Origin of the sequence: Trichocoleus sp. Lan (assembly GCF_039961855.1) — a bacterium.
Classification (GTDB): Bacteria; Cyanobacteriota; Cyanobacteriia; order Cyanobacteriales; family FACHB-T130; genus FACHB-T130.
In genome coordinates this window covers 1-12,881 of sequence record NZ_JAMPKA010000043.1, presented here as the reverse complement: position 1 = coordinate 12,881, position 12,881 = coordinate 1, and the positions used below count along the sequence as shown (strand labels likewise).

The 12,881-nt window shown below is 47.2% G+C and carries 11 protein-coding genes; 6 read left to right on the top strand and 5 right to left on the bottom strand.

The genetic code is table 11. From position 1 onward, the window contains the following. Window positions 1-493: 493 nt before the first annotated feature. The 3 genes from NDA03_RS25650 to tyrS all read right to left on the bottom strand — a co-directional run bounded on the left by NDA03_RS25650 (window position 494) and on the right by tyrS (window position 3,142). Window positions 494-1,117 carry a hypothetical protein gene (locus NDA03_RS25650; RefSeq protein WP_199299660.1) on the bottom strand — a complete coding sequence of 208 codons (624 nt, stop codon included), beginning with the start codon at window positions 1,115-1,117 and terminating at the stop codon, window positions 494-496. After that, window positions 1,114-1,866 carry an orotidine-5'-phosphate decarboxylase gene (gene pyrF, locus NDA03_RS25645; RefSeq protein WP_348239534.1) on the bottom strand — a complete coding sequence of 251 codons (753 nt, stop codon included), beginning with the start codon at window positions 1,864-1,866 and terminating at the stop codon, window positions 1,114-1,116. Before pyrF ends, NDA03_RS25650 begins: the two co-directional genes overlap by 4 nt. Window positions 1,867-1,933: 67 nt before the next feature. Then, window positions 1,934-3,142 (bottom strand): tyrosine--tRNA ligase, encoded by a 1,209-nt coding sequence (tyrS, locus tag NDA03_RS25640; protein WP_190410544.1) that lies wholly within the window; start codon window positions 3,140-3,142, stop codon window positions 1,934-1,936. A 323-nt stretch (window positions 3,143-3,465) separates the two neighbouring features. Here tyrS and NDA03_RS25635 point away from each other — a divergent pair, with 323 nt between their 5' ends. Continuing rightward, window positions 3,466-5,385, top strand: a complete 1,920-nt coding sequence (locus tag NDA03_RS25635) for a PBP1A family penicillin-binding protein (RefSeq protein ID WP_190436664.1) — start codon at window positions 3,466-3,468, stop codon at window positions 5,383-5,385. A gap of 43 nt (window positions 5,386-5,428) precedes the next feature. Here the strand turns inward: NDA03_RS25635 and NDA03_RS25630 are convergent, their stop codons facing one another. Next, a complete protein-coding gene (locus NDA03_RS25630) occupies window positions 5,429-5,752 on the bottom strand; it encodes a DUF1825 family protein (RefSeq protein ID WP_190410546.1) in 324 nt (107 codons plus the stop codon). Between the two features lie 658 nt (window positions 5,753-6,410). On the opposite strand from NDA03_RS25630, the gene NDA03_RS25625 reads away from it, so the two are divergent. Continuing rightward, a complete protein-coding gene (locus NDA03_RS25625; RefSeq protein WP_190429123.1) occupies window positions 6,411-6,794 on the top strand; it encodes an NINE protein in 384 nt (127 codons plus the stop codon). Between the two features lie 31 nt (window positions 6,795-6,825). Next, the gene (locus tag NDA03_RS25620; protein ID WP_190436667.1) at window positions 6,826-7,374 is read left to right on the top strand and encodes a ComEA family DNA-binding protein; all 549 of its coding nucleotides are present in this window, start codon (window positions 6,826-6,828) and stop codon (window positions 7,372-7,374) included. 76 nt (window positions 7,375-7,450) lie between these two features. On the opposite strand, the gene lepB is transcribed toward NDA03_RS25620, so the two are convergent. Then, the gene (gene lepB, locus NDA03_RS25615) at window positions 7,451-7,975 is read right to left on the bottom strand and encodes a signal peptidase I (RefSeq protein WP_348239541.1); all 525 of its coding nucleotides are present in this window, start codon (window positions 7,973-7,975) and stop codon (window positions 7,451-7,453) included. A 590-nt stretch (window positions 7,976-8,565) separates the two neighbouring features. Between lepB and NDA03_RS25610 the strand changes: the two genes are divergently transcribed. From NDA03_RS25610 to NDA03_RS25600, 3 genes are all read left to right on the top strand, one after another. Next, window positions 8,566-9,411 (top strand): XDD3 family exosortase-dependent surface protein, encoded by an 846-nt coding sequence (locus tag NDA03_RS25610; protein WP_348239533.1) that lies wholly within the window; start codon window positions 8,566-8,568, stop codon window positions 9,409-9,411. Window positions 9,412-9,611: 200 nt separating this feature from the next. Then, on the top strand, window positions 9,612-11,054 hold the full coding sequence (locus tag NDA03_RS25605) for an S-layer homology domain-containing protein (RefSeq protein ID WP_348239532.1): 1,443 nt from the start codon (window positions 9,612-9,614) through the stop codon (window positions 11,052-11,054). A 313-nt stretch (window positions 11,055-11,367) separates the two neighbouring features. After that, on the top strand, window positions 11,368-12,417 hold the full coding sequence (locus tag NDA03_RS25600) for an SGNH/GDSL hydrolase family protein (protein ID WP_348239531.1): 1,050 nt from the start codon (window positions 11,368-11,370) through the stop codon (window positions 12,415-12,417). Window positions 12,418-12,881 lie beyond the last annotated feature (464 nt).

Below are 12,881 nucleotides of genomic sequence, written 5' to 3'. Positions count from 1 at the left end.
AGCGATGTAGGTCTAAGCTAAAACTTTAGTCATTTAGCTAAAGTTTTGCTTTTCTGCTATTTCATCTAAATTAAACTGCCAACTTTCTCAAATAATTTAGTTCTTTTAGCTAAATCCTTGATAAATCGGCACTATTTCATCCTAAGAGTAAAGATTAATTAAGTCATCCTTGAAGCTACGGAAATTAAAATTAGAATGCTTCTTGCTGTGCGTAAAATTTCGGATACCTTGAAAATGTTGTTAGAGATATAGAAGTTTTATTAAAAGGAATTACCTATAAAAGTAAGACTTTAGATAGATAGCGATCGCACTTTCAAAAGCTACAATTACGCACTCAAGTAAAAACTTGTAGATAATGATGAAATTACTGAGAAAAAATTACTGAGACCCATTAGAAATTAACCATCATTTAAGTAAAAGATGGATGAATTCCCGTTGAAGTTACGGAAGTGTCAAAAAAATGCTCGCTTCTTATGCGTGAGAGTTCGGACATTTAGAGCGATCGCACTTTTCCCACCCGGCAATCTTGCAACCAATTCCGAACTGCCTGACCAATGATGCCATTACTGCTATCGCGCGGCGGTGTAGGGGGTCGTCCTCCCGGAGAAGGGCCAGTACGGGAAAACATGAGTGCTAGGCTCCAACCACTGTCAGTTTGAGCCAGAAATAGCCAGTGATACTGCTGTAATTCAATTGCCTTGCCAGCTGTATATTGTCGCTCCAAGGTGGTAATGAATAGCTGCTTGGGGGCTGCGGCAAGTTCGGCTGGAGTCGTTGGGGTATATTGACCGGGACCCAGGCTAAGCGGCTCAAACTCTGGGCGTCCAGCGATAATCACCGAACTAGAAGAAATATCAACTTTTCTGCTGCGGCGTCGAGCACGTTGATTGACCCGATTCGCATAACTGGGTAAATCCCGCAGGAGTAGAAGTGTGAGGTTTTCTAAATTATTGGGGCAAGCAGAAAGCTGCCGGGGCAGAGAAACCCTGTTACTGTTGAGTGCAGGGGCGGACTTTCCTTGTCCCGGTTGAGTGCTGAATGCAGCGAACAGCGAACAGCCAGAAATCAGAAGTAACCGCCTAACTTCTAACAACTGACGCTTTCGACCTGAGTTCATGAAACCCCTGTTAGCTCGTCACAAATTCTTGCCCAAGCCGCAACAGGGTCAGAGGCGGCGGTAATCGGACGTCCGATTACCAAGTAATCAGCGCCTGCTTGGAAAGCTTGGGTGGGGGTGAGCGATCGCTTCTGATCTCCCGCTTCTGCCCAAGAGGGGCGCACACCCGGACACACCAGCAGAAAATCATCGCCGCAAGTCTGCCGCAGCTGGTCTGCCTCTTGGGGGGAACAAACTGCCCCAGCCAGCCCTGCTTCTTTGGCTAGCAGCGCCATCTGTAAGGCATACTCTGGCAGTTCTAGCGGTATTTTAAGTTCAAAGGCTAGCTGGCGTGAGGTGAGACTGGTCAGCAGCGTAATCGCAATTAAATTGGGGGGTGTCACCCCTACCTCCTGTGCGCCCTCCTGTGCCGCTGCTACTGCCCCCTGCAAGGCACCGCAACCGGCAGTTGCATGAATTGTCACTAAATCCACCCCGTAGCGGGCAGCGGCGCGGCAAGCCCCAACAACCGTGTTGGGGATATCGTGAAACTTCAGATCCAGAAAAATTCGCTTTTGCCGAGCTTTGAGCGCCGTTAAGATTTCCGGCCCACTGCTGACAAATAGCTCTAACCCCACCTTCCAGAATGATACTTGGGGCAATTGATCGACGAGCGCGATCGCGGCTTCCTTTGTCGGCACATCTAGCGGCACGATGATGCGCTCTGTGACTGACTTAGGGGATTTTAGGCGAGTAGGATTTGGGTTCACGGGTAGGAGTAAGGCTGAAAAAATCGACTTGGCAACCAGAGTGAATTTTTCAATTCACTCGCTCACCTTAGCTTACAAGGCGGACAAATCGCTTTTTCCCCACACTCAGGATGCGTCCGGCTAGTTGTTCGGGCGTGTCAAAGACGAGATCGATCGTGTCAACGCGATCGCCATCTAGTCGCACGCCACCCTCTTGTATTCGCTGCCGTGCTTCCGAACTACTTTTACACAGACCGCTAGCACTGACAATGTAGAAAAACTTAGCCGGAAATTGCACGCTCAAAAGCGAAAATTCCGGTACATCGTCAGTTTTTCCCTTCCTTGCTTCCTCCGCTGCTTGCTGACCGTGGTACTGCTTCACAATCTCGAACGCAAGTTCTTGCTGGCGATCGCGCGGAGTTTCTGGCAACCGATCCAAAGGCAGATCCGTCAGGAGTTCAAAATACTGCTCCAACAGCTCATCTGGAATCTTTTCCAGCTTCTGATACATTGGAGTCGAGCGTTCCGATAGCCCCACATAATTGCCTAGAGACTTCGACATTTTCTGGACGCCATCTGTCCCGATCAAAATCGGCATCAACACCCCAAACTGAGGCTTCTGACCAAAATGCCGCTGTAAATCTCGCCCCACGGCAATATTAAATTTCTGATCGGTTCCTCCCAACTCCACATCCGCTTCTACCGCTACAGAATCATAACCCTGCATTAATGGGTAGAGAAACTCATGCAGATAAATCGGATTTTCTTGTTCAAAACGGAGAGCAAACCCCTCCTTCGCCAGCATCTGTCCCACCGTCATCGTGGCGAGTAATTCCTGAATTTTTGCCAAATCTAGTTTGCCCAGCCACTCGGAGTTGTAACGAATTTCCAACCGTCCCGGCGTATCGAAATCCAGGATTGGACGCACCTGATCCAGATACGTCTGGGCATTTTGAGCCACTTCCTCTGCTGTCAGCTGGCGGCGTACCTCAGACTTCCCCGTTGGATCGCCAATCCGAGCCGTAAAATCCCCCAGAATTAGAACAGCCGTGTGACCAGCATCCTGAAGCGATCGCAACTTTCGCATGGGGATAGTATGACCGAGATGAATCTCTGCACCTGTCGGATCGATCCCATACTTCACCCGCAAAGGTCGGTCAGTCTGCGCTAACCGTTGAGCCAAATTCTCCGCCGGGTCAGAAGAATCAGGCTGATTGGGAAAAATTTCGCTGACGCCGCGATAGAGCCAACTGAGGGCTTCTGGAGGCGTTTTTGCCGATGATACACTAGCGGTCATGCTTTGCCAAAACTCAATCGGGTATGGTAACTAATCACTATATTTGTATTTAATGCAAGTTCAAGGCAAATCAGATTAGTATAATTTGCAAAAATTGTTAAAATCTCCATGCCCGATTTCAAAATTTTAGGAACAGGCTGCACTTATGATGCTATAGCAGATCAGTTTCCTCCCGGTCTAACCTCCCGATCGCATTCCCGGACAGATTTTAAAATCGTCCCTCCGGCTGCCCCTGGAAAGTCTTTGTAATTTCAATCAGCAAAGCCCTATCCAGTCGCACAACATCAAAGTCCCACATTTTTTAGTGAGGAAGTGAAATCCCCGTGTCGTCTAGCACTATTCAAGACAAACACCCGCGAGAGCCAGTCCCACCGATTTTTAAGTTCATGCAGGGAGTCGGGAAAGCAACGGGCGGAACCCTCCTCGGCATCACCATGCTTACCAGTTCGGTAGCTGCTGGTGGACTGGTTGGATTAGCAATTAGCTTCCGTAACCTGCCAGATGTGCGCGTTCTCCGCAGCTATGCGCCTACTGAAACTTCTTACATCTACGATGTTAAGGGCAAGCACCTCACCAGTCTCCACGGCGAAGCCAATCGCGAAATCGTCCCCCTTGACCAAATTTCTCCTGAACTGAAGCGGGCGGTTCTCGCAATTGAAGATAGCCACTTTTACTTCCACCAAGGCATCAACCCCAACAGCGTTGGTCGTGCTGTCCGAGCAAACTGGCAGAAGGGTTCGGTTGTTGAGGGCGGCTCGACGATCACCATGCAGTTGGTGAAAAACCTATTTCTCTCTCGCAAGCGTACCTTTAGCCGCAAAATTGCTGAAGCTGTGCTGGCAATTCGTTTGGAGCAAATCTTTAAGAAAGACCAAATTTTAGAAATGTACCTCAATCAGGTGTATTGGGGTCACAACAATTACGGTGCCCAAACCGCATCTGAAAGCTACTTTGGCAAAAAAGCTGCTGACCTCAACTTGGCAGAGGCGTCAATGTTGGCAGGGATGATTCAGGCTCCAGAAGACTACAGCCCTTTCACCAACTACAAGCTCGCCAAACAGCGACAAGCGCAGGTGTTGGGTCGGATGAAAGAGTTGGGGTGGATTACAGCCCAAGAGGAAGCAGCCGCCCGCAAGCTAACTATTAAAAAGGGCCAGCTGACTTCTTGGCAAACCAGCGAACTGCCTTACATCACAGATGCAGTCGTGGCTGAGTTGAAAGAGCGCTTTGGCCCGGATGCAGTGCTAAAAGGGGGAATGCGAGTCCAAACTACCATCGACTACAAATTCCAGCGGATGGCGGAACAAAAGGTCAGTCGTTGGCATAGAAGACTTCAGGGTTGGGGAGTTTATAACAACCAAATTGCTCTGGTGGCAGTCGATCCTCGGACGCATTTTGTGAAAGCCTTGGTTGGCGGGGTTAATTACAAAAAAAGTAAGTTTAATCGGGCAACCCAATCGCTACGCCAGCCAGGATCTGCCTTTAAACCATTTGTTTACTATACGGCGTTCGCGACTGGGAAATATTCGCCCTATTCCACGGTCTACGATTCGCCAGTCAGCTATCGAGATGGAGGGGGCTATTACTCTCCTAGAAACTACGGCGGTGGCTACTCCGGTGCGATGAGCATTCGCCAAGCTCTCGTCGTCTCTGCGAATGTGCCTGCGGTGAAAATCGGACGGTCTGTGGGGCTGGATAAGGTAATTGAAACCTTGCGGACGATTGGCTTTAAGAGTCCAATTGAGCCGGTGATTTCCTTGCCTCTGGGAGCGATTGGTGTGACGCCGTTGGAAATGGCTGGCGGCTATGCCACGTTTGCCAGTAATGGCTGGCATTCTGATACCACGCTGATTGTCCGGGTAACAGACAGCCGAGGCAATGTGTTGCTCGATAACACTCCTAAACCCCGTCTGGTGTTAGACCCGTGGGCAACTGCATCTCTGACTCAAGTGCTGCAAGGGGTGATCAGTGGCGGTACGGGGAAAGCTGCACAGATAGGTCGTCCGGCGGCTGGTAAGACGGGTACGACTTCTTTAGAGAAAGATGTTTGGTTTGTGGGCTATGTCCCGCAAATGTCAACGGCTGTGTGGATTGGCAAGGATAACAACCGCAGCTTAGGCGGTGGTGTTACAGGAGGCCAGTACGCCGCTCCGATTTGGCGCGATTTTATGTCAACGGCTATGTCTGGCGAACCCGTGCAATACTTCCCATCGCCTTCCAAATTTGAGCGACCCCGCTCATAATTTGAGATTTTGGATTTTGGAGTGAATCCAAAATCCAAAATCTTTAGGGTTGCTTAGACAGTTCGGATTTCATCCGCTCTAGGGTGAGGTTCATTTGGTCAAACATTTGAGCTGGAGTGATGCCAAATTGACCAAGCTGGGTATGTAGCTGCTGTACTGTCATTTGAGCCATGAAGTCATCAGATAGCTCGAATCGCTTCATAAAGACGCGATAGCGATCCATCATGGCTTCCATTTGCTCAATGAAAATCTTTTTTCCTTCGAGATCGAATTTGCCATAGTGGCTTCCCAGTTGGATCAGGGATTGATAATCTTCAAATAGCTGCTTGGCTTCTTGCTGAACAATTTCTGAATCAAAAAATCCCATAGCCTTTTCTTTTTCCCGTTAATGGGCTTCCCCGCCAAGGAGAAGTTTACTGCTTTGAGTATCATTTTAGTGCAGCCCAATGTTTCCGTTATATTCGGTTTTCCGTATTAACGGCGATCGCGCTCTAAATCCTCGATCGCTTTTTCCCCAGATGCCTCTGTTTTAACCGCTGCACTAGCCGCACCGCAGCTGCCCTATCCCCGCTCAACAGTCTCAGCAGCTTGTTTTGTCGCTTAATTGTGGGTTGGTGACGCTGATGTCTACTTTCCTTGGCGGATGATTGTTTGGCAGATGATTGTAAGTGATGAAACTGCCAGAAAAAATAGCTAGCAGCAAAATGAAGCCGAGTCTGATAGCAATACCGATTGTCCAAGATGGCATCCGATCGCCTACTTACCATTGACAAGTTTTTAAGGAAAGTCTATCCAGTTTCTCAGTAATTATCAGCGCCCAGCATCTGCAAGCCTTCTCAAGGAAAAAAATCAATATTATGGAAGAAGACAATTGCTTCCATCGCAAGTATGGTCTCGATAGGAAAATTCTCTGCTTTCCCTAAGCTTTTTTCCAGAGAATTTAGCAGTAAAATTTGGCAGCAGCATTGGGAAGCAGGAAGTTAGTCTGCAAGCAAGAGCCAAGGGGTCATGGAGTGGTGCGGTTCATGTTAACAAAGGCAAAAAATCGAAAAGTTGCAGCTATCTTGGCGTTGGTGGGGGCAGTGATACCCGTTGCTGGATTCCACAAGTTTTATATGGGACAGCCGGTATGGGGTCTGGCTTATTTGCTCTTGTCGTGGGGGACACCGATTCCTCGGATTGCTAGCGCGATTGAAGGGTTTTGGTATTTAGTCCAAGATGGGGATGAGTTTGACCGAAATTTTAATTTGGGCGTGGAACCGGCTGTCTCCTCCGTCGGCGTCGATCCCAATCGGGTGGGTGCGATCGCAGATGCATTGCGCCAACTGGACAGCCTGCGGGAAGAGGGACTGATCTCAGAATATGAATTTGAGCAAAAGCGCCGTCAATGGCTCGATCGCATCGCTTGACATTTATGGCACTTTTTGATGGCACTGGTTTATGGCACTTTTTGAATGGCTACCACCCGCAGCTCGATTAAATCCAAATTTGCAGTCAATTCGGGGCAGGATTTTGAACGATCCCTACTACCGCCTGCAATCAACTCAAGAAATTGCGATCGCAGCGGAACTTGGTATCAAGATTGATGCAAATCAGGCAAGTGTAGACGATTGGCTGAGATTACCAGGCTTATCAATTCATCAAGCGCGATCGCTCGTTTCCCTCGCTCGATCTGGCGTTCAGTTTTTCTGCATCGAGGATATTGCAGCAGCACTAGGAATGCCACCCGCTCGGCTAAAACCTCTAGAGGCAGTGATTAGATTTTGTTACTACGACGACTCTAGTTTGGCAACGCCGCAACTCATCAACCCGAATACGGCGTCTGTCGAAGAGTTGATGCAGATTCCATTGATTGACGCGGTTCTCGCCGTAACAGTAGTGCAAAATCGTCTCGTTGCGGGGTCGTACCGCAACCTAGTTAATTTCCAGCAACGCCTATCGCTTCCTGGAAATCTAACTGCCCAATTAATGCATTATTTGCGATTTTGAATAAGTTATCGGGAAAAGTGATGAGTTTTCAGTTTTGAATTGAACACACATAAAACTCATCACTCAAAACTTTGACTTAAGTGCGGCTAATCCGGCTAAGAGGCCAGAAGCGAAAGAAGGCGCGACCAATGATATTTTCTTGGGGTAAGAAGCCCCAAACGTGGGAGTCGTTGCTGTTATTACGGTTATCTCCCATGACTAATACCTGGTCTTCAGGCACCAGCGCTGGTCCCCACTGATATTCTGGGGGTTCTGCGATGTAGTCTTCCTGGAGGGGCGAGTCGTCCACGTAGACCTTACCATTTTGAACTTTAACGACGTGACCCGGTGTGCCAATCACCCGTTTAATAAAGGCTTGGTCTTTCGCATAGCCTTGAATTTGCAATTTTTGGGGAGGGTCAAAAACGACAATATCGCCTGAGTGGGGTGCCCGAAAGCGATAAGAGATTTTTTCCACTACCAAGCGATCGCCCACTTGCAAGGTCGGCAGCATAGAATCAGAGGGGATATAGCGGGGTTCCGCAACAAATGTTCGGATAAACAGGGCTAAACATAGGGCAATCAATAGAATTTGCAGGTTTTCTCTTAATTGTTCCCATATTCCCCCTCCTGCTGCATTTTTTTCTTTGTGCCCGCCGGAATCTACCCGTTTGGGTTGCTCTTGTTTTGTCTTCTCAGCAACAACTGCCTCAGTTTGATTGACTCCATCCTGGGAAGAAGCATCTGCCTGAAGCTCAGGCGGAAGTCCCAGTTGGGTCGAGTTTGAGGTAGCAAATTGTGGAGATTCGTTGACGGCGGCTAAATCCTTTTCCTCAGATGCCATAAAAGTTTCAACTAAAAATATCTGGCGTTGTTAGCCACAGAGACGGTTTTGGCTTGTTTCAGCTCTCAGCCAAGATACCACGCGACCTCTGGTTTAGATCCATTGGATTTCAGGAGGGTGTAATATTTCTCAATCTTTAAAACTTATTTTTGTTCTAGTTTAACTAGGTTTACTGACTTTAAAAAGTTACCTTTATATTTTTATAGAGAAGTACTGATTTAATGAATCCATCTTTATGAAATTTTCTTGCTTTTAGGATTTCCGCAAAATCTCAAAGTTACGAGAAATCATCTAGAGACAATCCATAAGGTTATTGTTACAAATTAAGGGGGATTTAATTTAGGGTAAATAGAAGGAGCTTTCATAATATGAAATTGCGTAATTTTGCAACCTTAATGGCTGGCGCTACGGCGGCTCTGTGCTTGGTATCTGTAACTGGGCAGCAGGCTAACGCAGGAACAATCTACAAAGATTGGAACTATGGAATTGATGCCTTTAATGATGGCTCTGGTGGTTCTGGTTATGAGATTAAGGGGATAGCAATCAAGGAAACCAGTGACAGCATTTTTGTCGCTCTGACTGGTGGTACGTCCTTGACAGGAACTTACGCGAGTGGCGCTGCTGACAAAAACATTGGTTGGGGAGATTTATTCTTTAATTTCACTGATAAAACTTTTAAAGCTGCTAGTGATGCAAAGAGTTTGTTTGGAATTCGCTTTGCAGCAACTAATGATTCAATGGTTTCCAGCACTGGCGTCTACCAAAATGTTCAAGCTGCTAGCGTCACTGCAACAAACGACGGATATAGCAGTTTGAAGCAATATTATAATTCTGGATGGGATCGGGAGAATACTCAAGGCACGGATTTGGCTACCAAAACGGATGCTTATGCATACTTCGGGGAAGGTTCCATTCTCAATGTAATTGGTTCAGGGACAAAAGTGGGTGACATTACCATGCTCACTGCCTCTGCATTGAGTACTGCTGGACTTGACTTCGCTAAATTCTCCGCAAGTGGTTCTCAGACGATTGGGTTCCAGTTTAGCAAGTCTCTGTTTGAAGGCGGTAACTACATTGCTAATACTTTTATTGAGTGCGGTAATGATGGGGTTGTCCTGAAAGGAAATCTTAAGGATGTACCAGAACCTTCTGGAATCGCTGGTATCGCTGTAGTAGGTCTGGTATTGGGCGGCAAACTGCGTAAGCGCCGTTGATTTTCGGGTTTATTTCGCGTTCATATGCAAAGAAAAACTTAGTGTATAAGCGCGAAATTATCATCCGTCCAATGTGCAACGCCCCTTGTTTGGGTAAGGTACATCTAGACAAGGTGCTAAAAAATGATATTGAACTGACTGGGAACACGTTTTACTTTCTGCGCTAGCGTAGAAAGTAAAACGTGTTCCCAGTTTGCCCTGTGTTGTCTAAACGTCCTGTTATACTTACCGGATTTATTGGTTGCTTGCTGATTTCCTTAAGTGCTTGCGCCAATAGTACCAACAGTGAAGCACTAGAGCGATCGCTCGCAGCAGACCCTAAACTTAAGGACAATCCGGCTGCGTTTGGGTTGCCATCTCAAAATAACTCTCCGAACGAAACGCTTGTTGCACTCCCCTCTGATTTCCCATCGGAGATTCCCGTCTATCCAGAGGCTCAGCTGCAAGAAGTCACGCCATCAACATCCGATCCCAATCAAGGACAGACCCTTCGTTGGACGACTTCCGACCCCAGCAACTCTGTCCAAACCTTTTACCAGAAAGCATTTCAATCGAATAACTGGGAAGTTTTGAGTCAGCCAACTGAGACTACTGAGACTGAGGAGGGTGCTGTTCCCCCAACCGATATCTTAGTGGCTCGCCAGAATAGCCTGAAAGTTACCGTTTCCATCCAGTCAGGTTCGGGTAGTAATAGTTTTATCTCAACACCCTCACCGACTCCAGCGGCTGCTGCTAATAGTCCAGCGAGTAGTGCAGCTAGTACCACACAATTTACGATTCAGTATGTCCGCGACGGCAGCGCAGCAGCACCGTCATCCAGTAACTCAGAGGTCGCCAGTCAGCCAACGACTGAGGCAACGACAGACAAGCCTGGGTCTCCTGCTCAACCCTCTGTATTTACAGATATCAACAAAGCCCCCCAAGAATTACGTCAGTACGTAGAAAACCTGGCAGCGTTGGGGGTACTTTCGCTCAACTCTGGTGGTTCCAAGAGTAATTCAGCCGCAGGCGAACAGTTTGAGCCAAATAAAACCATCACCCGCCGCCAGTATGCGCGTTGGTTGGTAGCTGCGAATAATCAGATTTATAGCAATAGTCCGGGGAAGCAAATCCGTTTAGCATCAACAGATGTCCAACCGGCTTTCCAGGATATTCCCCGCAGTGACCCTGATTTTCCAGCCATTCAAGGTTTAGCGGAGGCGGGTTTAATTCCCAGTCGGTTGACGGGTGATGCTACCGCTGTGTTGTTTCGCCCCGATGCACCGCTTACCCGCGAAAACTTGATTCTCTGGAAAGTGCCCCTAGACACCCGCCAAACCTTGCCCACCGCTTCGGTTGACGCGGTGAAGCAAACGTGGGGATTTCAGGATGCAGGTAAAGCTGAGCCGAAGGCGTTGCGGGCGGTATTAGCCGATTTTCAAAATGGCGAATTGGCAAATATCCGGCGGGTTTTTGGGTATACAACGCTGTTCCAGCCGAAAAAACCCGTAACGAGGGCTGAGGCGGCGGCGGCGGTCTGGTACTTTGGCGCTGAAGGTGAAGGGGTATCTGCTCAAGATGCTTTGCAGAGTCAGCGTCAACAGAGCCAGCCATCAGCAGTATCTACGCCGGAGCCTTCACCGTCAAGTTCTCCGAATCCATAGCTTGACAACTAAAAGCAGTCAATGAAGCGATCGCAATTAGGCAAAGCCCTTGCTGAAGGTAAGCGATCGCTTCGCGCATTCTTTGGAATACAACAGCTTCTCTTTGAGAAGCGTAGATCAAGGCAGTTTCAGTACCTATTTAATAAAATTTTTAAAAGATAAATTATAATGCTACCCCCCATGTTTTTTCAATGAATTTAGCTTTAAATTCACAGAAACTTCACACTATTTTGGGAGAAGTTTGTAAGAACTTTATACAAAAGTTTATAGAGTTAGGAAAAATGTAGCAGAAAATACGGAGAAAGAGATCACTATGAAAAAACAAATTCTAGCCACAGGATTTGTTCTTTTTTCTTTCCTATTGCCACTTAAGGCAGTAGCGGCATCCTTTGATAGAATTTACGTCTTTGGTGACAGCCTCTCCGATACTGGCAATGTGTCCAATCTGACAGGAGGATTCTCTCCCCAATCTCCACCCTACTATCAGGGACGCTTTTCTAATGGCCCGATTTGGGTAGATGCTCTGGCAAATAAGTTGGGATTAGCTCCGGCTCTGGTCACTGAACTTGCGGGAGGAGCTAACTCTAGCAACGGTATTAACTTCGCTTTCGGTGGTGCTACCTCAGGAACCAAAAACGTCGCTGGTCCGTTACCGGGATTGCAAACGGAGATCGATTGGTTTAAGAGTGGTTTGGCGAAAACCAAGCAGTCTGCTGACTCAGAAGCTCTATATATAGTATGGGCTGGTGGTAATGATTACCTCGGCGGTAAGGTTACAGATCCAACTGAGCCTGTCAAGAATATATCGGCAGCGGTAACATCGCTTTTCAACGTCGGCGCTCGAAATTTCCTTGTAGCTAACTTACCAGATTTGGGAAAGGCTCCTGTCGGTCTTAGTGGCGGTATTGCCGTGTCCAACGGTCTCAACCAGTTGACCGGATTGCATAACTTGGGCTTGAGCCAGACTCTTGCTGGTTTGAGCAAGTCATTAACCGGAATCAACCTCAAATCTCTCGATGTCAATTCTTTATTTAACAATGTCATCGCAAATAAAGAGAAATTTGGTTTCACAAATGTGACTGACTCTTGCCTAACCAACTACGAGGGTCCCCAAGATTCCACCTACGATATATGCGATAACCCAGACAGTTATTTGTTCTGGGACAACATCCATCCCACAGCCGCTGGTCATAAGCTAGTGGCAGACTTAGCATTTGCAGCGCTGACACCCACATCCGAACCTCAAAAAAGCGTTCCGGAACCGGCTTCGACATTGGGAATATTAGCTTTCGGGGCTTTAGGAGCAGGTTCGCTGCGGCGGCACAAACCGAAAAAAGCCAGCTCAATCAAGACTGAAGTATAAAGGATGAGGACTCAAGGATGAAGGCGTTCCTGTTAAAGCCAAATTCACCGTTCATCCTTGATGTTTTACACTTGATACTTTTTGGATTTTAGGGATTTCTGACTTCAAATTATATTTGTTAAATTGAATAAGATTATCAATAATTTACGTGGTTAGTATTAATTTTAAGTGACTGGTAATATGTCTTTAACTCCCGACAAATGTTAAATACTTGAATAGAAAAACTATTGAGTGAAGATAATTGACAGAAAAAAAGAATTATGCAAGGTTTCTCATCTCCAAGCAGATAGAGCGGTTGAGGTATCGATGATTTGAATTAATTTAACGAGTTTTAAAGGGACGAGGAATCATTAGACCTCCTGCATGAATGGTCAAGTAGTGTGCCAGTTCATAATCGAGATTGCACAATAAGGGAGTAGATCAGCATCAAGACACTGGGGAGTTGGTATGCCGTATACGGAGCT

Bases quoted from the DNA above. Each gene is read 5' to 3' on its own strand.
- NDA03_RS25650 (WP_199299660.1), bottom strand. From the start codon at position 1,117: ATGAACTCAGGTCGAAAGCGTCAGTTGTTAGAAGTTAGGCGGTTACTT.
- tyrS (WP_190410544.1), bottom strand. From the start codon at position 3,142: ATGACCGCTAGTGTATCATCGGCAAAAACGCCTCCAGAAGCCCTCAGT.
- NDA03_RS25630 (WP_190410546.1), bottom strand. From the start codon at position 5,752: ATGGGATTTTTTGATTCAGAAATTGTTCAGCAAGAAGCCAAGCAGCTA.
- NDA03_RS25625 (WP_190429123.1), top strand. From the start codon at position 6,411: ATGTTAACAAAGGCAAAAAATCGAAAAGTTGCAGCTATCTTGGCGTTG.
- NDA03_RS25620 (WP_190436667.1), top strand. From the start codon at position 6,826: ATGGCACTTTTTGAATGGCTACCACCCGCAGCTCGATTAAATCCAAAT.
- NDA03_RS25610 (WP_348239533.1), top strand. From the start codon at position 8,566: ATGAAATTGCGTAATTTTGCAACCTTAATGGCTGGCGCTACGGCGGCT.
- NDA03_RS25600 (WP_348239531.1), top strand. From the start codon at position 11,368: ATGAAAAAACAAATTCTAGCCACAGGATTTGTTCTTTTTTCTTTCCTA.